Origin of the sequence: Ancylothrix sp. D3o (assembly GCF_025370775.1) — a bacterium.
Lineage (GTDB): Bacteria > Cyanobacteriota > Cyanobacteriia > Cyanobacteriales > Oscillatoriaceae > Ancylothrix.
Window position 1 is genome coordinate 109,645 of the sequence record NZ_JAMXEX010000015.1, and the last position, 20,384, is coordinate 130,028.

Annotated in this window: 18 protein-coding genes, 1 tRNA gene and 1 pseudogene; 5 read left to right on the top strand and 15 right to left on the bottom strand. The window is 43.9% G+C overall.

The features are described from left to right. Positions 1 to 33: 33 nt before the first annotated feature. Positions 34 to 516: a Crp/Fnr family transcriptional regulator gene (locus tag NG798_RS21005; RefSeq protein ID WP_261225659.1), complete on the top strand. Its 483-nt coding sequence runs from the start codon at positions 34 to 36 to the stop codon at positions 514 to 516. 83 nt (positions 517 to 599) lie between these two features. On the opposite strand, the gene treS is transcribed toward NG798_RS21005, so the two are convergent. The 10 genes from treS to NG798_RS21055 form a co-directional block, all read right to left on the bottom strand. Continuing rightward, positions 600 to 2,192 carry a maltose alpha-D-glucosyltransferase gene (gene treS / locus NG798_RS21010; protein ID WP_261225660.1) on the bottom strand — a complete coding sequence of 531 codons (1,593 nt, stop codon included), beginning with the start codon at positions 2,190 to 2,192 and terminating at the stop codon, positions 600 to 602. A 160-nt stretch (positions 2,193 to 2,352) separates the two neighbouring features. Beyond that, positions 2,353 to 3,900 carry a carboxypeptidase M32 gene (locus NG798_RS21015; RefSeq protein WP_261225661.1) on the bottom strand — a complete coding sequence of 516 codons (1,548 nt, stop codon included), beginning with the start codon at positions 3,898 to 3,900 and terminating at the stop codon, positions 2,353 to 2,355. Between the two features lie 301 nt (positions 3,901 to 4,201). After that, positions 4,202 to 4,978: a tetratricopeptide repeat protein gene (locus NG798_RS21020; protein ID WP_261225662.1), complete on the bottom strand. Its 777-nt coding sequence runs from the start codon at positions 4,976 to 4,978 to the stop codon at positions 4,202 to 4,204. Between the two features lie 16 nt (positions 4,979 to 4,994). After that, complete coding sequence (locus tag NG798_RS21025) at positions 4,995 to 5,366, bottom strand: hypothetical protein (protein ID WP_261225663.1); 372 nt, start codon at positions 5,364 to 5,366, stop codon at positions 4,995 to 4,997. After that, on the bottom strand, positions 5,353 to 5,823 hold the full coding sequence (locus NG798_RS21030) for a hypothetical protein (RefSeq protein ID WP_261225664.1): 471 nt from the start codon (positions 5,821 to 5,823) through the stop codon (positions 5,353 to 5,355). The genes NG798_RS21025 and NG798_RS21030 overlap by 14 nt, the downstream gene beginning before the upstream one ends. Positions 5,824 to 6,451: 628 nt before the next feature. Next, the gene (locus NG798_RS21035) at positions 6,452 to 7,102 is read right to left on the bottom strand and encodes a hypothetical protein (protein ID WP_261225665.1); all 651 of its coding nucleotides are present in this window, start codon (positions 7,100 to 7,102) and stop codon (positions 6,452 to 6,454) included. A 285-nt stretch (positions 7,103 to 7,387) separates the two neighbouring features. After that, the gene (locus NG798_RS21040; RefSeq protein ID WP_261225666.1) at positions 7,388 to 8,386 is read right to left on the bottom strand and encodes a tetratricopeptide repeat protein; all 999 of its coding nucleotides are present in this window, start codon (positions 8,384 to 8,386) and stop codon (positions 7,388 to 7,390) included. 251 nt (positions 8,387 to 8,637) lie between these two features. Beyond that, on the bottom strand, positions 8,638 to 9,540 hold the full coding sequence (locus tag NG798_RS21045) for a tetratricopeptide repeat protein (protein WP_261225667.1): 903 nt from the start codon (positions 9,538 to 9,540) through the stop codon (positions 8,638 to 8,640). Positions 9,541 to 9,770: 230 nt separating this feature from the next. Continuing rightward, positions 9,771 to 10,823, bottom strand: a complete 1,053-nt coding sequence (locus NG798_RS21050; protein WP_261225668.1) for a tetratricopeptide repeat protein — start codon at positions 10,821 to 10,823, stop codon at positions 9,771 to 9,773. A 17-nt stretch (positions 10,824 to 10,840) separates the two neighbouring features. Continuing rightward, entirely contained in the window at positions 10,841 to 10,981 is a 141-nt protein-coding gene (locus NG798_RS21055; RefSeq protein ID WP_261225669.1) for a hypothetical protein, read from the bottom strand. 99 nt (positions 10,982 to 11,080) lie between these two features. On the opposite strand from NG798_RS21055, the gene NG798_RS21060 reads away from it, so the two are divergent. From NG798_RS21060 to NG798_RS21075, 4 genes are all read left to right on the top strand, one after another. Further along, positions 11,081 to 12,493, top strand: coding sequence for an aspartate ammonia-lyase (locus tag NG798_RS21060; RefSeq protein ID WP_261225670.1), 1,413 nt, complete (start codon positions 11,081 to 11,083; stop codon positions 12,491 to 12,493). A gap of 239 nt (positions 12,494 to 12,732) precedes the next feature. After that, positions 12,733 to 13,053, top strand: coding sequence for a hypothetical protein (locus NG798_RS21065; RefSeq protein ID WP_261225671.1), 321 nt, complete (start codon positions 12,733 to 12,735; stop codon positions 13,051 to 13,053). A gap of 49 nt (positions 13,054 to 13,102) precedes the next feature. After that, positions 13,103 to 14,062 carry a DUF362 domain-containing protein gene (locus NG798_RS21070; RefSeq protein ID WP_261225672.1) on the top strand — a complete coding sequence of 320 codons (960 nt, stop codon included), beginning with the start codon at positions 13,103 to 13,105 and terminating at the stop codon, positions 14,060 to 14,062. Between the two features lie 129 nt (positions 14,063 to 14,191). Then, positions 14,192 to 15,760 (top strand): B12-binding domain-containing radical SAM protein, encoded by a 1,569-nt coding sequence (locus NG798_RS21075; protein ID WP_261225673.1) that lies wholly within the window; start codon positions 14,192 to 14,194, stop codon positions 15,758 to 15,760. A gap of 103 nt (positions 15,761 to 15,863) precedes the next feature. On the opposite strand, the pseudogene NG798_RS21080 reads toward NG798_RS21075, so the two are convergent. The 5 genes and pseudogenes from NG798_RS21080 to glyQ all read right to left on the bottom strand — a co-directional run. Further along, positions 15,864 to 16,085 (bottom strand): annotated as a pseudogene (locus tag NG798_RS21080) (DUF1622 domain-containing protein); the annotation flags it as partial. Between the two features lie 85 nt (positions 16,086 to 16,170). Further along, positions 16,171 to 16,257: transfer RNA gene (locus NG798_RS21085), tRNA-Ser, on the bottom strand. 33 nt (positions 16,258 to 16,290) lie between these two features. Further along, positions 16,291 to 18,702 carry a ComEC/Rec2 family competence protein gene (locus NG798_RS21090; protein WP_261225674.1) on the bottom strand — a complete coding sequence of 804 codons (2,412 nt, stop codon included), beginning with the start codon at positions 18,700 to 18,702 and terminating at the stop codon, positions 16,291 to 16,293. After that, positions 18,702 to 19,181 carry a DUF4079 domain-containing protein gene (locus tag NG798_RS21095; protein WP_261225675.1) on the bottom strand — a complete coding sequence of 160 codons (480 nt, stop codon included), beginning with the start codon at positions 19,179 to 19,181 and terminating at the stop codon, positions 18,702 to 18,704. The genes NG798_RS21090 and NG798_RS21095 overlap by 1 nt, the downstream gene beginning before the upstream one ends. Positions 19,182 to 19,322: 141 nt before the next feature. Beyond that, positions 19,323 to 20,219, bottom strand: coding sequence for a glycine--tRNA ligase subunit alpha (glyQ, locus tag NG798_RS21100; RefSeq protein ID WP_261225676.1), 897 nt, complete (start codon positions 20,217 to 20,219; stop codon positions 19,323 to 19,325). Positions 20,220 to 20,384 lie beyond the last annotated feature (165 nt).

Consider the following 20,384-nt stretch of genomic DNA (forward strand, 5'->3'; position numbering starts at 1 on the left):
TTCGTGTTTACTTCTTACTTTTTACTTTATTAAATGTTAACAAGCGTTGACCGCCTACTATTTGTGAGAGCCGTCCCAATTTTTAAAGAATTACGGGACGACTTTCTTGTAAGGTTAGCTTCAGTGATGGACGAACTTTCTTTTCCCGCAAATCACACAATTTTTACCCAAGGACAAGAAGGACGCTCGCTCTATATTGTAGTTTCGGGGAAAGTGCGGGTACACCTCGGAGAACAAGACTTAGCTCAACTTGAACAAGGTGCCTGTTTTGGGGAAATGTCTTTATTTGACGCCGAACCTCGTTCTGCCTCTGTCACTACCCTAGAAACTTGTGAGTGTCTGATGTTAACTCAACAACAACTCTACGACGCCATCGAAGAAACCCCCGGTATTGCTGTTAACATTATCCGCCTTTTATCGCGCCGAATTAGAGAGTTTAACCGCAAACTAAATGCCAAAGAAGCAGACCCACAAACCCAAGAATTGCAAGGCGCCGCCCGCAATACCGCCGCTTAGAAGATAAAAAATAGCGCCTAAATTTTTGCTCAAAGAAAAAGGGGTTTCCGTGAACCTCAAAAACCCCCCGCGTTTAACAATTCTCAAACTTCTACAAACCAACCATAACCATAAGCCGGTAAAACGATTTCATCCTGCAAAATTTCCTGGTTTTCTGGGTTAAGAACATCTTGCAATTTCAAACCGGCAGGCAAAGACAACCGCAAAACATCATCGCTCAAATTATGCACAATTAAGACATTAATTTCTTCAACTTGACGCCAAAAACATAATGCTTGTTTTGGCAAGTCTTTAACCCATTTGAACTCACCAATGCCTAAAACTGGTAAGCGTTTACGGCTATAAATCATCTTCCGAATACTGTGCAATAATGACCCCGGCGTGTTTATTTGCGCTTCTACATTCACCTGGGCGTAACCATACAGAGGATCACTGACAACCGGCAAGTAAGTTTTCTCAGCACTCGAAAAACCGCCATTGCTAGTATTATTCCACTGCATCGCTGTCCGTACCCCTGAGCGATCTGGCAAAGAAATATCATCTCCCATGCCAATTTCATCGCCATAATATAACACCGGCACCCCTGGCAATGTAAATAATAATGAGTGCATTAATTCAATTTTGCGCTGGTCATTTTTCATCAAAGGTGCCAGCCGGCGTACCAGTCCCCGACCGGCAAAGTGAGAGTTTTTATCCGGTTCGTAATAATGCAGTAAACTTTGGGCTTCTTCTTCCCCTAAAGTCTCGAAATTTAATTCATCATGGTTACGCAAAAATAACCCCCATTGACAATCTTGTGGCAAAGTCGGTGTGTTTTCTAAAACCTCTAAAACTGCGCTGGAATCTGCTTTTGCCAAAGCTTGATAAAGGGTAGCAATGAGAGGGAAATGAAAGGCTGTTTGAAACTCGTTGCTATTGCCAAAATAATTTAACAATTGATGGGGAGCCATACAAGCTTCTGCCAACATCAACGCATCAGGATATTCTTCATCAATGACGCGCCGCATTTTTTGTAAAAATTCATGGGTTTCGGGTAGGTTTTCGTAGGTTCCTTCCCGTTCAAATAAAAATGGTGCCGCATCAACACGAAACCCATCTACGCCCATTTTTAGCCAAAATCTCATTACGTCTAAGATGGCTTTTTGAACGCGAGGGTTATCATAGTTTAAATCTGGCTGGCTGGTGTAAAATCGATGCCAGTAATATTCGCCGGTTTTTTCATCATAAGCCCAATTTGAAGTTTCTACATCTGAAAAGATAATTGAGGAGTGGTTATATTTATCTGTGGTGGAACTCCAGACATAAAAATCTCGCATAGGTGAGTCTTTAGACCGGCGCGATTCTTGAAACCAAGGATGCTGATCGGATGTATGATTGACAACTAAATCTGCTAAGACCCGCATTCCCCGTTTATGAATTTCTTCAACAGCCATTTGGAAGTCTTCCATCAGTCCGTATTGAGGATGAATACCGCCATAACTGGCGACATCATAGCCATCATCTTTGAGAGGAGAAGGATACATCGGTAATAACCAAATGCAATCAACTCCTAACCATTGTAAATAGTCTAGTTTTTGACGTAGGCCGATAAAATCTCCGTGTCCGTCGCCGTTTCCATCCGCAAATGCTCTGATATAAAGTTCATAGAAAATAGCGTTGTTGTACCAATTGTGCATGATTTTTGCTCCAAATTAAAGTGATTACGAAGTTGAGTAAATTGCCCTGTTTTTTTTTGAATAGCCAAGAAAACTCTTCCTCTAGGCAACCCTTTAGGTGTTTTAGATTCTTTTCGCTCTTAGGTGCTTCCGTTCAGTTTAGAGAAAACTCCACAAGGTTTTATAAGTTATAAATGGGGCTATATTTTTGACGAATATAGCGCAAAAAAGGTTCAACAGAAAGGGAAGTGCCGGTGACTTTTTCCATTATTTCATTGGCTGTGTATTTCCGTCCGTATTGATAGATATTTTCTCGCAACCATTCGTGCAGAGTTTGGAAATTTCCGCGTTCTATATCAACGGGTATTTCTGGATTTTGGTTGAGCGCTGCTTCATAAAATTGCGCTGCCATTAAATTGCCGAGTGTATAGCCTTGAAAAGCGCCTCCAATGTAGCCACTATACCAGTGTACATCTTGCAAAACTCCTTCGCTATCGTTTTGGGGTGTGATGCCTAAATCACTGCGGTAGCGTTCGTTCCAAGCGTCGGGTAGGTCACGGATCGGCAAGGAACCTTCCAACATTTCTAATTCTAAATCATAGCGAATCATAATGTGCAGGTTATAAGTAAGCTCATCGGCATCCGTACGAATAAGAGAGGGGCTTACTTTATTAATTGCTCGATAAAATTGATTAATACTAACATTGCCTAATTCTCGGAGAAAAATGCCTTGTAATTGTGGATAAAAGCATTCCCAAAAACCGCGACTGCGGGCGACTATATTTTCCCATAAACGCGATTGGCTTTCGTGAACGCCAGAGGAAATTCCACCGGCCAGGGGTGTGCCTTCATAATGACGATTGATGCCTTGTTCATACATGGCATGACCGGCTTCGTGGATGCTGCTAAATAAGCCTTGAGTGAGTTCGTTTTCGTAGATGCGGGTGGTGATGCGGACATCGCCGATAGAAAATTTGGTGGTGAAGGGATGGAGGGTTTTATCAACACGGCCTCTTTGAAAATCATAGCCAAGTCTGGCGATAATTTTATTACAAAATTCTAGCTGTTTTTGTAGGGGGAAATGTTGAAAAAGCAAGCCGTTCTCAAGGGCCGGTTGGGAGGTGATTTCTGCGACTAGGGGAACGAGATGCTGGCGTAATTTGCTGAATATTTCTCGTAAAAAGGAAGCATTCATGCCGTAGTCGGAAAAATTAATTAAGGGGTCGGCAATGTGTTCGCTTTCTGGGAAAAAACCGGCCATTTCTTGACTAAGTTCGAGGGTTTTTTCTAAATAAGGCTGAACGCGGCTAAAGTCGTTGGCCGGCCTTGCTTGGGCCCAAGCTTCATAGGATGCGGCCCGGTGTTGGGAGACTCTGGCCATGAAAGAAGCGGGGATGCGGATAGCGCGTTTATAGTTGCGTTTGGTGATGCGGATCAGGCTGGCTTCGTCGGAGTCGTAGGGGAGGTTTTCTTCGTAGGGGGTGAGGTCTTCGAGGAGTTGGCCAATTTGGGAATCGGTGAATTTTTGATGGGCTAATTGGCGGAGAGTAGCGATCTGCCGACCTCTGGCAGTTGCCCCACCGGCCGGCATATAAGTTGCTTGATCCCAGTACAGTAAGGATACGGCTGATTCGATATCGTTAATTTCGCTGAGAAGGCTTTTCAGTTGTTCGTATTGGGGTAACGCCGGCGGAGTCGCTGGGCTAATGCTTTTGTCGGAAGTTTGCATGGGGAGAGTCTTGGGGGAGTGAGAGGCTAATTTTTACTTGGGGGCGGGTGTTTTATTTGTGCCGCAGATAACTTTTTGAGAGGGTCAAAGTTGAGCAAATCTGTTTTTTATCTTCTCGCAGAGGATTTTTATTTCAAAATGCCCGGATAGTTAAATTTTACATCCCAAAAATTTGTGATCAGTATCAACTTGGCGTGGCTATGAACCGGCCTTGTGTGTTGGGGTGCCGGTGTAAGCAAAAAGTAAAATTTTTTGCCTCCGGGTAGCTTATTTTTAATTTTCCCAAAATTTTGACTTTCTATCAATCTCTGGGGGGCTGGATTAAAGCACGAAATCGGCCATCTTTACGAATTTTTTCAAAGTCGGGATCGGTTCTCGCCATGTCTCGATATCTGTCTGGGTTGAGGTTGATAGCTACTTGGAGGCTGTCGGTGGCTAATTTTGTTTGATATTGCAAAGCATAACAGCAGGCTTTGTTATACCAAATTAGGGCGTTTTTTTGCTCTAGGGCTAAGGCTTCATTGTAGCTGTCAATAGCATTTTCATACCGGCCTAATTTACCCAGGGCGTTGCCTCGGTTTGTCCAGGCTTCATAGTTATTTGGTTTGACAATTAAAGATTTATCGTAGCTAATAATAGCTTCTCGATATTGCCCTAATTCGTATAAAGCAATTCCTCGATTATTCCATACTTCCCAGTCGTCGGGTTTAAGGGCGAGGGCTTTATCATAGCTGGCGACGGCAGCTTGATATCGTCCGAGTTTGCGTAGGGATATAGCGCGATTATTCCAGGCGTTAGATAAATTAGGCTTAATGATAAGGGCACGATCATAACAGCGAATAGCGTCTTGATAGCGTTCAACTTTTTCGAGGGCGATGCCGCGATTATTCCATGCTTCTGCTAGGTTTGGATTGAACGCTATTGCTCGATCATAGCTTTTGATCGCTTCCATGTATTGGCCGAGTTTTTCGAGGGCGACTCCGCGATCATTCCAGATGTTTGCATCGTCGGGGTTTTCGCTTAGGTGTTGGTCGTATTCGGCTAGGATTTGTTCAAGGGATTGTTTTGTGTTTTCCATTGTTGAGTTTTAAGGTTTATTGTAGGTTTTTTGGCCGGCGGAATGCTTGCTGTCTGCTTCGCAGTTTTTCTGTGCTTTTTTCCCAGTAGGCGAGTTCTTCTTCTATTGTTGTCATGTTATTAATTTTTTTGAGTATCTGTTGAACTGCTTTATATTTCATTTCTACGCAGTCAAACAATTTGCATTTTTCTGTGATGGCTTGAGGTTCTAAAAAAGGTAAAATTTGGCCGGTGCTTAGGCTTTCCCGACGGAGATTTTGTTGTTTTTTGCGTAAAATTTCTGTTTTTTCTTGCCAGTAAGTATATTGTTGCTCTATATTGATAGGTTTAATTTTTTGCAAAGATTCTGTACTTTTATCGGGGGTATTTTGAGGGTTATTTTTCGTCATAGGTGATGACTTCTAAAGGTGAGTAAATGGCGATTTGTGAGTAGCCTTCAAGGAGATTGATGGCGTTATAAAAACGGATTTTTTTATAGTGTACAAGGTTTTTAAAGTCCCAGCTTACAATGGCAAAACATTCGGAGACGGTGGCCATTGCGACGTGAAGGGCATCGAGAATCAATTCTGGAGGGATGCTTTGGGCGTCGAGGTAGGCTTGATGCAGTTTCCAGACATCTCCGCTGAGGTTGACTATGCCGGCGAGTCCGATGGTTTTTTCATAAAAGTCTTTAAGTTGAGGAGGGCCGGTTTCGATTTCGTTTTGGACAACTGCGGAGGTGACGAGGCGAAATTTGCCGGTTTGGACTTCGTGAAAAAATGCTCGGCTTGGTTTTTCATATTCTGGGTCAAAAACGCCGCCAAAAATTGTAGTGTCTGCATATACCCGAAGGATGCGGCTGTTCATTTTTGTGGAGTTTTTTACTTGTTTTTGTATGTCGGGTGCCAAGTAGAAATAGCTTTTTTGATATCTACAGGTGCGCTGGCTATTTCTGCCTTTTGCAAATTTAGCAAAAAATGGTCGCTGCTGGCGCCCTTGGTTTCCACCACCGGCTACATGAATAAAGCGGGCCTCTGCCGGCTGGATACAACCCTGTTTTTTCGACGACAGAAAAAGAACATCGAAGCGATAAAGTTTAGTTACTGACGCCGTGACAACGCCTAAAACTCTCCATTTTCACGAATATTGTAAAAATTCCTATCTGTTTTTGTCATTTCCCGGCCTTCATCAGCATTTAAGTTAATGGTTTGCTTGAGGTTTTAAATCACTCTATTTAACGCTTTTCCTAAAACTCTCAATTCCTCTAACGATAAACCTAGACAAGGCCGCGCATCCACCGGCTCATAAACTTACCCTATCAGCGGCTATTTTTTAACTTCTCTTGATAAGGCTTTTCCAAAGTTGCCGGTAGCGTGTTATCAGCAAAGCAAACAGAAAGACACCCAAGCAAGATACCGGCCCCTAGAGATTCTAATAAAAAAATAGCCGGCAAAAACCGGCTCTCAATGCCTACTAAATTTTAACTACCCCTAACCTACACCAAAACCCCCAAACTTGCCCGATGTTCTCTGCTAATTTCTAACACCCAATTCACCACCTCAGCATACTCATCAAACTGTTCTTTCTGCGACTTAAACAACTGCAAAGCAACATTCAAAGACCCTTCATCCAAACAAGACTTAATTACACAAACCCAACCCCGCGCCCATTCCCAAGCCCGATCTAGCCCCGCCAAATCGCCTTTTAACTCACTCACTCGCAAACGTTGCCGGTCTAAAACCTCCCGCAAACGTTGCCGGTGTGCCAGTGGATAAGGATAACTCATTAAATCTTCCTCCACCAACCAAATTAACTCCTCCAAAACCTGCCAACTCTGGCAACTTTCCAACAACTCAATAACCGCCATCATCCAACTTTGCAAAACTCGATAGCTGCCAAATCTTCCGCCTTCCCCCGCAACTACAACCAAAAACAAATTCGGCCATTTCCAAGCATCCTCAGCCCGCTTATCTTCTGGTTTCGGTTCCGGCAAATAAACCTCTTCTATCGGCTTTTCAATACCCCGCGCAATATCCGCCAACGGAATAGAAATTTGGCGGGGATCAATCACCTCTACTAACCTTTTTCCCCGCAATTCTTCCTTTAAAATTTCCGGCTTTTTAGCCAACAATTCTCGCAAAATCATAGAAATTTCCTGCTACTTTTTAAATCAACAAACTACCTCAAACCTTGACAGAAAACCATAAAAAATCCCCAGCCTAACCGAACGCTAAGAGACAACAAAAGCTAACCTCTTTCGCCCGCAGACTTGCGTTTATTTCCTGGTTTTATAGAGTATTTAAAATTGCAATGTCTTCACATTATAGCACAAATTGGAAAATTATTGATTTTTTAGTCAAGTAATTTAATAAATAGTTACAAGCTCATCGCTTAGGGTTGAAAGCGGGTCGGTTTCAACCCCACAGCAGCATCAACGCCCAAACAAGGCCAAAAAACGCTCATCCTCACGGATGCCATCAAAAGCAGGCTCAGCCATCGCTTGCTGGTCGTATTCACCCGGAACCAAAAACAACGCCTCTCCCAAACACTTCACAGCCGCCTCAATTTCCTCTCGCATCGCCGCATAGCAAGCCTTGCCATACCAAGCCTCAGCCGCGTAAATATTCAACTCCAGCGCCCGATCATAACTCTTTTTCGCCTCCTCCAACCGGCCAGCAAAAAGCAAAGCCCAACCGCGATAAATCCACGCATCCTCATATTCCGGTTGAATGCTTATCGCATGATCATAAAAACTCAACGCCTGATCATAACGTCCGCACTGCAAACAAACATCACCTTTGCGATAAATAGCCCAGTAATCACCGTTTCGCAACTGCAAAGCCCGATCATAACTCTCCAGCGCCTCCGCATACCGGCCTAAGCCAAAAAGCGCCACACCACGCCGGTACCAACTCCAATAATCTTTTGGTCGCAACTTTAGCGCCCGATCATAACCGGCAACTGCATTCTTAGAATCATTGCAATGATACTGCAAAATTACCGAGCGATGATAAACAGCCCAATAATCATTAGGGCGAATTTCCAAAGCCTCGTCAAAACTTGCCACCGCCTCCTGATAGCGACGCAGAATGTAGAGAGCGTGCGCCCGTTCATACCAAAGCCAATAATCTTGACGCTTCAAACGTAGAGCCTGGTCGTAACTTGCCACCGCCTGATCATACCGGCCCAATTCACAAAGCGCATTTCCCCGCAAGTACCAAGCGCGAAAATCATCCAGCCGGTAGCCCAAAGCCTGATCAAAACTATCTACCGCATCCTGATAACAACCGGCTTGCCAAAGCGCCTTTCCTCGCTGATACCAAGGCCAATAACCATCAGGTCGGCATTCCAACAGCCTGTTATAGCTGGCCATAACATCGTTATCATAACCGGCTAAACGCACAGCACGAACAGATTTATAAGTATTCATAAATATAAACAGAGCAGACAAAGGCTTCCAGTTTCTATTGTAAACTCAAGGGCAACGGCATTACAAAACTAGCCATCCAAACAGCTATAGCCTTTTTCTTATAACTGGGGGCCAGAAAAACTGGTTTTTGTTTAAAAACAGACTTTAGAACATAAGCACTGTAATTCCTACCACTAAAAACTGCTTTATTTTTGTGCGGTTTTATAGGCTGATCAAAAACGCACTCCTAATGCCAACAATTCTTAACAAATTTATTCCTCTTCTCGTAGCAACGTCCCAAAGCGTTGATCTCCACGAATGCCATCAAAATAGCGAGATTTTTCTACCAATTGCCCGTACTCAGCCTTTGCCTTTTCCAAGCAAAACCGCAAATTCTCTAAAACTCGCTCAACATTCCCCAACATTGCATAACAGCAAGCCTTATCATAGCGAGTTTCCACATCATCAGGTTTAGTCTCAAGCGCCCTTTCATAACAAGAAATAGCCGACTCATAACGCCCCAAACGCTGGCAAGCTAAACCGCGCCGATGCCAAGCCCAAAAATCATCCTCCTTAACATCCAAAGCTTGATCATAACTCTCGATAGCCGCCTCATAAAAGCCACCGTGACGCAAAGCCTCACCCTTGCGATAATTTCCCCAATAATCGTGAGGCTTAATTTCCAGCGCCTTATCAAAACTCGCCACCGCCTCATCAACCTTATCAAGATCATCAAAAACAACGCCCCGCTGATACCACGCCCAATAATCATTAGGACGAAACTTTAAAGCTTTTTCATAACTACTTAAAGCCTCCTCATAGCGCTTTAAATCTGCCAAAGACTTGCCGCGCTGATACCACGCCCAATAATCCTCGCCTCGAACTTCCAGCGCCTTTTCATAACTTTTAACTGCCTGATCATAGCGCTTTAAATCATCAAGAACATTGCCCCGCTGATACCATGCCCAATAATCATCAGGCCGACATTCAATAGCTTTTTCGTAACTACTTAATGCCTCCTCATACCGGCCCGAATTATGTAAAACTGTTCCCCTCTTATACCATTCCAGATAATCTCGCTTTAAGGTTTCTGATTCTTTTTCCGTATCATTTGCTACTAAATTGCTCGTTTCTGTAGCACCCTGTTCTGCATTTGGCAATAGATTTTCGGCCATAAAAATTTCAGCACTTATCATAAACATTTTCTTTCGGTTCCAATATAAACCAAATGCCGGTGAGTTTGCCTTGCGGCTTTTAGCTTAAGTAGTCAATTGATGACAAAAAACCACCCCCAGCCTTTATTTCTCTTGAATATTTCCAAAAAAAAACCCGTTTCTTTGAGAAACAGGGTTTCGGAACTTTCACAAATAATTAAAAAACTTAAAAATTTGCCCAAACTTTTGGCTTAATCCTGACGTAGCGCCCCCTCTTCAATCAAAGCTTGGAATCGCTCATCCTCGCGGATTTCATCAAAATCTGCATCAGTTTTAGCCAACTCTAAATATCGATCCGGATGCAAATTAATTGCCTTTTCTAAATTAGCAATTGCCTGCTCAACATCGCCATAACCCGCATAGCAACAAGCCTTGTTATACCAAGCCTTATGCTGATCCGGTTGGAAATGTAACGCTTGATCATAACTTGCTATCGCCGAATATTGGCAACCCAAATTATTCAAAGCACTACCGCGAAAATACCAAGCATCCGGGTTATTAGAATTCAGCGCCAAAGCCTTATCCAAACTCACAACAGCCTCAGCAAACCGGCCTATATTTTGCAAAGCCATTCCCCGGTTATACCAAGCCCACTGATAATCCGCCTTGATACTTAAAGCCTTATCATAATGAATAATCGCCTGTTCATACTCGCCTAAATCGTAGAGAGCGTTTGCCTTATTATGCAAAGCTTCGTGAAAATCCGACTTAATTTCCAGCGCCCGATCATAACAAGTAATTACTTGTTCCAACCGGCCCAACTGACGCAAGGCGATTCCCCGATGATACCAAGCCCAATAATAATCGGGCTTAAACTCAATCGCCCGCTCATAACTAACAATAGCCTCCTCAAGCCGACCGACATTTTTCAGAGAAATACCGCGATTATTCCAAGCCCAAAAATAATCCGACTTAAACTTAATAGCCTTTTCATAGCTATAAATTGCTTCCTCAAACCGGCCTAAGTCATCCAATGCGTTACCGCGATTATTCCAAGCCTCGTGAAAAGCAGGTTTATATTCCAACGCCTTATCGTAACTCGCAACCGCTGCCTCATACCGGCCTATATGATACAGCGCATTTCCCCGACTGTACCAAATCTCACTGTGATCTGGTTGCAACTCCAAAGCTCTATCATAACTGGCAATTGCTGTTACATATTGTTGAGTTCGGTTGAGGTGTAAACCCTTTTGAAAAAAGAATTCAACCTCCAGATCGCTAGTATGGTTCATATCAGTTGACATCTACCTTTAGGATGATTTTATTTACCATACCCAAAAACATAACATTCTTCAACTATTCCGTAAATATTTAGTTGCAAAAATCTGACATCTTTCTCTGGAGTGATATTTTTTAAAATTCCCAGATCCCCAGCCAGGCTAACTTCCGTTAAATCACTCATCCCATAAAACCACCGCAAAAAAACCTCAAACTCAGTTAGGCAGTAAGTTTTCCCAGAAAAACACGGTAAAATTCACTGCAACAAAAACTCAAAACCAAAATGACAAACCAACCAAGCCAAACCTACCGTATAGAAAAAGACTCAATGGGCGAACGGCAAATCCCAGCCGAAGCGTATTATGGAATACAAACCCTGAGAGCAACCGAAAACTTTCCCATCAGTGGCATCAAACCCCTAGCAACCTATGTAGACGCCTGCCTGCTAATCAAAAAAGCCACAGCCATAGCCAACGGCGAACTAGGCTGCATTTCCCAAGAAATAAGCCAAGTTATAGTCAAAGCAGCCGACGAAATATTACAAGGAAAACTGCGAGATCAATTTGTCGTAGATATCTATCAAGCCGGCGCCGGTACATCCCACCACATGAACATCAACGAAGTGCTATCAAACCGAGCACTCGAACTCTTAGGAGACGAAAAAGGTAACTACAAACGCATCAACCCCAACGATCACGTCAACTACGGACAATCAACCAACGACGTCATCCCCACAGCCATACGCATCGGCGGCTTACTCGCCTTAGAACATTCCCTCTATCCAGCCATAAACGAAGCCATCACAGCCTTAGAAAAAAAAGGCGAAGAATTCCAAAACATTGTTAAATCAGGCAGAACCCACCTGCAAGACGCCGTACCCGTCCGCTTAGGAGAAAACTTTCGAGCCTGGGCACAAATATTAACAGATCACAAAACCCGAATTGAAACAGCATCCCAAGATTTAATGATATTAGGCTTAGGAGGAAGCGCCGCCGGCACCGGTTTAAATACCCATCCCCAATATCGCCATCGCGTCGCCGAATTACTCTCAGAATATCTCAACAAACCCCTCAAACCGGCACCGCACCTCATGGCAGCCATGCAGAGTATGGCACCCTTTGTTAACGTCTCCGGTTCCCTGCGGAACCTAGCCCAAGACTGCGTAAAAATTTCCCATGATTTAAGATTAATGGATTCCGGCCCCAAAACCGGCCTCAAAGAAATTCAACTGCCACCCGTCCAGCCAGGCTCATCAATTATGCCAGGAAAATATAACCCCGTTATGGCAGAAATGACCTCAATGGTATGCTTTCAAGTCATGGGATACGATAACGCTATTGCCCTTGCAGCCCAGGCCGGTCAACTAGAATTAAACGTTATGATGCCTCTGATAGCTTATAACCTAATCCACAGCATCGAAATTTTGGGCAACACTCTCTCAGCTTTAACAAGACAATGTTTGCAAAACATTACTGCTGTTGAAGATCGTTGTCTTGCCTATGCTGAAGGAAGTTTAGCCCTTGTTACGGCTTTAAATACCCATATTGGCTATTTAAATGCTGCTGCTGTGGCTAAGGAATCTTTGGAAACCGGCAAGTCTCTCAGACAAATTGTAATAGAACGGGGTTTAATGAGTGCTGAACAACTGGCAAAGGTATTAGACTTAGAAAAAATGAGCGAAATGCCGGTTGATTAACAAATAATCTTTTGTTTGTGCTGCCGGCTGCCGGTGTTTTAAAACAATCTCTTGCTTTGTTCACTCTAGGATTCCAAGTTTGATTTAGCCAGTTTTCTGGTTTTATTCAAGGTTATTTTTTTAACCGCAGATGAACGCAGATGAACGCGGATAGGTTAATTTTTAAATGGCGATTTGGGATTATCTGGCAGGGGTGGGCAAAGCATCTGTTAATTAATTACAAAAAGAGGAGAAAAACGATGACTCGCGGTTCTTTTGCCACAATGAAAATTCAAAGTGATGTTACAGAGGTAACGTTCTATTTTGAAAGCGGACACTCGGAAGGATATAAACTGCCTTTTTCGCCCCTAGAACTTCAACAAAAACTGCCACAAATGTTAACTCAGCCTTGGTTGACTTTTAATTTGATTGATCAAACGGTTGTTATTTGCACCGGCAAACTTATAAAAATAGAAATTAAACCGGGTTTGGCAGAACTGCAAGGCGACAATATATACTCAGCGGAGAGAGTGACAAGTTTGCAACGGGGCGCCACCGGCAGAATGGGAACTCCCAGCTAAAAAAAGCAAGTTGTGCTAAACAAGAATTAAAGTTACCAAACCGGAAATTATGGCTACTGTTAGTTTAATTCGCGCTGAAAGTTACGACCGGCAACAATTGCAAAAATCCCTAGAAACTCTCCTCAAACCTCTGGGCGGGATATCAGCTATCGTCAAACCTGGAGATCGAGTTTTACTCAAACCAAACCTCCTCACCGGCGCCCGTCCTACCAAAGAATGTGTCACCCGACCAGAACTTGTTTACTGTGTAGCCAAAATGGTCATAGAAGCCGGCGGGAAACCGTTTATGGGAGATGGGCCGGCCTTTGGTAGTGCAAGGGGTGTAGCCGAAGCCAACGGATATAAACCTATCTTAGAAGAATTAAACTTGCCGGTGGTAGAATTTCACGGCAAACGCTACCAAACCGTCAGCCAAGAATTTAACCATTTGCTGCTATCAAAAGAAGCAATGGAAGCTGATGTAGTAATAAACCTACCCAAAGTAAAATCCCACGTTCAATTAACAATGACTTTGGGAGTAAAAAACTTGTTTGGATGTGTCCCCGGAAAAATGAAAGCCTGGTGGCATACAGAAGCCGGAAAAGATGCCAGCCGGTTTGGTCAAATGTTAGTAGAAACCGCCCGCGCTGTCAATCCAAATTTAACCATAGTAGATGGAATCATCGGGCACGAGGGGAATGGCCCCAGCGGTGGCGAACCCCGCTTTTTGGGAGTTCTAGCAGCTTCTCAAGACGTTTTTGCCCTCGACTTGGCAATGTTAGAAATTCTCAACGTTGATCCAGCACTCGTACCAACCGCAGCCGCATCAATTAAACTAGGACTATGCCCAAATTTTGCTGACATTAATTTCCCCTTAGAAAAGCCGGCAGACTTGCAAATTAATGATTGGAAACTCCCAGAAGCGCTTGTACCTATAGATTTTGGTTTACCTCGCGTCATTCGTTCCACTTTTAAGCATCTCTACATCCGCTTTATCAAAGAACCCATGAAAGTTTACTCTACCCGATAGGTTTTTTACACAGAGAGGGATACAGAATTTATACTTTTTCTGCCTCCCTCTTCTACTGGTTTTTTTAAAAAGCCTCCAAAAAAACCATAAAGTGATATAATCTCCAGCAATACAAAGAGGAAAAAGTTAATGCGAGTTTTAATGGTCTATCCCCTGTTTCCAAAAACTTTTTGGTCTTACGAAAAAATCTTAGAATTAGTGAATCGCAAAGTGCTTTTACCCCCACTAGGGTTAGTAACGGTTGCTGCAATTTTACCCCAAGAATGGGAATTTAAGTTAGTAGATCGCAATATTCGCGCCGTTACAGAAGAAGAGTGGGACTGGGCAGAATTAGTTATTTTTTCCGCAATGATTGTACAGAAAAATGATTTGCTTTTACAAATTCGTGAAGCAAAATTACGCGGAAAACGGGTGGCGGTGGGTGGCCCTTATCCGACTTCTGTACCTTCGGAAGCTTTGGAAGCTGGGGCTGATTATTTAATTTTAGATGAGGGAGAAATTACGCTGCCGATGTTTGTTTCAGCGGTTAAAGCTGGGGAAACTCAAGGTGTTTTTCGGGCCGGTGGTGAAAAACCGGATGTTACCAGCACTCCCATTCCTCGGTTTGATTTGCTGGAGTTAGATGCCTATGATTCAATGTCTGTACAGTTTTCGCGGGGCTGTCCTTTTCAATGTGAATTCTGCGATATTATTGTCCTCTATGGTCGCAAACCTCGGACTAAAACTCCCCAGCAATTGTTAGCAGAATTAGATTATCTTTATGAGTTGGGCTGGCGCAGGGGTGTGTTTATGGTCGATGATAATTTTATCGGCAATAAACGGAATGTAAAGTTACTTTTGAAAGAGTTAAAAGTTTGGCAAGAAGAACATCAGTATCCATTCCGGTTTAATACCGAGGCTTCGATAGATTTGGCCGCTGATGAAGAAATGATGCGGTTGATGGTGGAGTGTAATTTTGATGCTGTGTTTTTGGGGATTGAAACGCCGGATGAAGACAGTTTACAAATGACGAAAAAGTTTCAAAATACCCGGTCTTCTTTAACTGAGTCAGTGCAAGCAATTACGCGGGCCGGTTTGCGGCCAATGGCAGGGTTTATTATTGGGTTTGATGGGGAAAAATCGGGGGCCGGTGATCGCATTGTGCGTTTTGCAGAACTAGCCGCAATTCCGACTACAACCTTTGCAATGTTGCAAGCTTTACCGCATACTGCACTTTGGCACCGGCTAGAAAAAGAAGGACGAATGAGGGATAAGGATGGTAATATTAATCAAACCACTTTGATGAATTTTATTCCGACGCGGCCTTTAGAAGAAATTGCCCGTGAATATGTCGAGGCGTTTTGGCAGTTGTACGATGCAGAGCAATTTTTAGACCGCACTTATCGCTGCTTTTTGATTTTGGGTGCCCCTGTGTGTAAAGCACCATTTAAATGGCCGAGTTTGATAGATTTGCGAGCGTTTTTAATAGTGGTATGGCGTCAAGGTTTTAAACGCAACACTCGTTGGAAGTTTTGGCATCATTTGTTTAGCATTATTAAAAACAATCCGGGGGTATGGGAGCATTATTTAACAGTATGTGCTCACAACGAGCATTTTTTGGAATACCGGCAAATTGTGCGGGATGAAATTGAAGCACAACTGGTGGAATTTTTAGGACAGGAAGCTGAAAAGCCGGGGGTTGTTGTTGGGGCCGGTTAAATTTATCTGGCTCTGAAAAATCAAGAGTTGGGAAGGGGCCGGTTTAGCGATATCATTGGTTACAGTGTGGATCGCTGAAGTCAGCCCCTAAAAGGTTATAAAATCAGGTATTTGGTTCTCTTTGAGATTCCTTTTCCCTTAAGCGGCGTTGCTCACCTTGCTCAATTTCACGCTCTAAGAAATAATTAAGTACAGTTCGCAGCAAAACCATCGCCGCCAAATTTAAAATATCTTGGCGTGTCGGAGCAACAGCATTGCGTAAAATATCACTTGCTGCCGTAAACTCCAAACCCAAAGTCAAAACTCGTCCAAGCTTTAAACCAACTGACTCAGTATAACCTTCTGGAAAGCCTCTTCTGTGTCGCTCTGAGCCTTCCTTACTCGGTTTTACTTGAAAAAAAACCTTTAAACGGAGAGGGTGGGATTTGAACCCACGATGACCTTACAGCCATAACGGATTTCGAGTCCGTCGCATTCAACCACTCTGCCACCTCTCCAAGTTTTCCCATGTTACCACATCTGCCGGTGTTTCACAATAACCCATTCTTTGCCTCACCGTCCAAAGTTTTTTGAAAACCACCGGCCCCTGTCCACTCAATCGCACCATCACGGCCAGTCCAATATAACTCAGCGTTTACCGCTTTTAGATACTCTGTTGTTTCAGCATCCACCGAACGAGACGAAGCTATTGCAAAGGCCGGTTCCAAGACCTCAATCAAAGATGCTTTTAAAGCCTTCCCTGACCACCAAAGCACCTGTAAGTTTTCCAGTTTAATTGTTTTCGCTAATTTTTCTTGTTCTGTTGGCTTGAGATTTCCCAACCATAACCAATTTTGTCCCTGAATTTCCAACAAAACCACCGGCGCTTCTGTATTCAAAACTCGAACTGAAATCCCGCCCAAAGCTACTGTTTGACCCACCGGCAATTCTTGAAAAAATCCCGATTGTTCCGACTGTTTACTGTCTTCTTTATCGTTGTTAATTATACCATAAAAACTTTTAATGGGCATCGCTTTACTAACCAAATCCCAAGCTTGTTTACTCTTAAGCTGAGAATTTAATGCCAACCCCCAATCAATTTGATTTACTCCTCTTTCTTGCAGAAAACTTAAAACCGTAAAGCGAGCCGTATTTTCATCGCCACTTTTAATTAAAGTCACTTCACCCTTATCTTCAAACACCAAAACCGGCTCACCATTTGTCGCTAAAACTGTTACTCGTGAAACAGAAATTTTTGTTTGCCAAGCCGGCACCACTACCACAACGACCGCTACAACAAAACTTAAACCCAAAACATAGGGTAAAAAATTAAAGCTTTTTTTCTGATTTTTTTTCTTTTTACCTTTTTGAAATCGGCTTGCCTGTTTTTGTTTTGCTTGCCACAAAGACAAAATCCAAACCAAAATAATCAGCCCATAAAGAGTCACAAGCTGCACAACTGAAATAGCGCCAACAGCAACAGAATTACCCGGCAACTGACTGAAATACTCAGCAATTTTAATTAGCCAGTGAGTAGGGTAAAAAAGCAAATAAGCTAAAGCGCTGCCAGCAGTCGGTACAAAAAAACCCGTAAAAGCGCTAATAAACCCACCCAAACTAATAACAGCAATCAGGGGAGCCGTGATAATGTTAACAATGATACTGTAGGGAGAAATAACATTAAAAGTATAAAGTTGTAGCGGTAAAGTCCACAGAGAAGCAGCCAAAGGAACAGCAATAACAGAAGCAATGGTAGTGGGCAACCAGTCGAGACGGGCTAAAATTCCGGGTACCGTCACCACCAGTCCCAAAGTTGCCAAAAAACTTAAATTAAAACCGATATCCCAAATCCAGCCTGGGTTAAATAATAATAAAAATGTGCCCGCTAAAAGCAAAGAACCCAAAGGCTTAACTTTTCGGTCAGTTAAAAGTGCTAATAAAGCACCTACACCCATCAAAGCAGCACGAGACACGGCAGGTTCAAAACCAGCCAAGCCGGTGAAGATAATAATAGCAGCAATTCCGACACCAAACTGCAAGCGATCAGAAAGGCGTTTTGTTAAAGCCAAAACCACACTTAAAATCAAGGAAACTTGAGCGCCTGAAGCTGCCACAGCATGAGCTAAACCAACTTGAGCAAACCAATCACGAACATCATAAGGTAAATCGACGGCTTCTTTGCCAAGGGTCATGGCGCTGACAAGTGGGCCTTCGGGGACACCGAGTTTGTCAACTTGGATGCGAGCAATATGCCGGCGCAGTAGCCACCAACCATATTTAGAGACGTTTTGACCTTCAGGAATATTAACTTGACGGGCTCGAAAGCCGGCAAAACAGCCTTCTTTGGCTAAATAAGCTTGAAAATCAAAAGCGCCTGGGTTGGCGGGGGGTTGGGGTTTGTAGAGGATGCCGGTGAGTTCGACAAATTGACCCGGACGCAGGCCGGTGGCTTGCAGGAGGGGTGCAGTAATATAAACTTTACCCGTTACTCCTTGTAGTTCTGGCTGAGATTGTTCTTGCTCGTTTGTTTGGGGCGGTTGAGAGGTAATAATTTCGGTAAAGCTAGTTGCATCCAGCCAAAATTGGGCTTTGCCAGAACGAGTCAGGCGTGGCATACTCTCTACATTGCCAGCCAGAATCATTAAAGGTTCTTGCAGAAATTGAGAGTTTTGCGTCTGGATGCTGTTAGGGGGGACAAAATGGCTGATATCGTTAGCAGCCGGTTGGGGAATGCGCCATTGAAAGTAAAGGGTTGCCACCAATCCAATGATACCGGCGATTAGCCACAGAAAAGCCTTCGGGCCGGTGCGCCAAAAGCGGGGGACAACAAAAAATGCTGCCACGCTAAGAGCCAATAGTATGACACCACCGGCCGGTAGGCGAAAAACTTGAGCAGAGATTGCTGTAGAGAGCAACCCTAGAATATAGGCAAAACAAAGAAGTGCGACACCTGTGGCACTCATTAGATAGATAGTCCTAATTTCAACCCAAAAACGACATGAATTACCATCAGTACAAGGGCGGTACTTCCCAAGTAGGCGTGAATGGTGCGGAAGGTAGCTTTATTGTCGCCGCCAAAACCAAATAGGGAGATACTGCCATTGATGGCGAGCAATCCCAGCAAAATTGAGCCTGTCCAAAAATGGGGGCTTTCTAAGATGGGCTGATGCTGCATAACGAGAGAGAGGAGTCCGCCGGTGTAGCCTAATGCCATGAATAGGAACATCCAGGGGGCGATTTGCCGGTGAGCGCTACGATTTTTATTGACAAGATCACCATCTTTGCTGAGTCGTACCCGCCAGCCGGTGAGTCCGACAAAACTACCCATCACAAAAATAACAATGCCCATCATAGCGGGGTGCCCCCAGTGGGTGATGGGTTCGGGGATATTCAAGCTGCGGAAGAATTGGGCAATGGGTTCGAGGAGTTGGTTTAGATCCATACGTTGAGTGTTGTTGATTTGTGCTGTAGTAGTACAGGCTTCCCGCCTGTGTTTGGTTGTGAGGCTGACCGCAAGATGGCTGACTTTGCAGTTTATCTTTTTTAATTATCTGGTGGAAGTTGCCAGAAATTAAGGGGCCTTTTAGAGGGATGCGGGGGTTGGTGTATTTTTGTGGCGTAAGAGGGGAAATTCAAGTTGTTCTCGCTGTTGCAGGTAAAGGTGAGCAACACGCCGTGCTAGGTTGCGGATGCGGCCAATATAACGAGTGCGTTCGGTGACGGCAATTACGCCTCTGGCGTCTAGTAAGTTGAAGCTGTGGGAGCATTTGAGGACGTAATCAAGGGCCGGTAATACTAGACCTCGCTGGACGAGTTGTTCTGCTTCTTGTTCGTAAAGTCCAAACAAGGTGAAGAGTAAATCGGGGTTGGAGGCTTCAAAGTTATAGGTACTATGTTCAATTTCGCCTTGGAGGTGAACGTCGCCATAGGTTACTTCATCTGTCCAGCGAATTTTGGTAAAGGCTTCGACTTCTTGAAGATACATTGCCAGACGTTCTAAACCATAGGTGATTTCGATACAGACGGGCCGGCAGTCGATGCCGCCACATTGCTGAAAGTAAGTGAATTGGGTAATTTCCATGCCATCGAGCCAAACTTCCCAGCCAACGCCCCAAGCGCCCAAGGTGGGGGATTCCCAGTTATCTTCAACAAAACGAATATCGTGATCTTCGGGCCGGATGCCCAAGGCGCGTAGGGAGTCTAGGTATATTTCTTGGATGTTATCGGGGGAGGGTTTGATGATGACTTGATATTGATAATAGTGTTGGTAGCGGTTGGGGTTTTCGCCATAGCGGCCATCTGTGGGCCGGCGACAGGGTTCTACATAGGCGACAGACCAAGGTTCAGGGCCAATGGCTCGTAAAAAGGTATGGGGACTCATGGTGCCGGCCCCTTTTTCAATATCGTAGGGCTGGGCAATCAGGCAGCCGCGCTCTGCCCAGAACTGGTGCAAGGTGGCAATAACAGACTGAAAATTCACAAATTTTTCCTCACGAGCAGGAGAGACTGTTTCTATTTTCCCCTAAAAGCGTTACAGGGTAAGGAATGCAGATGTCTTAAAAATCAGCCAAAAAATTTTTACCAAAAGGGTTGACAACCTTAAGGAGAATTGTTAGAGTAATAAAGCGGTGAGGAAAGCGAGAGC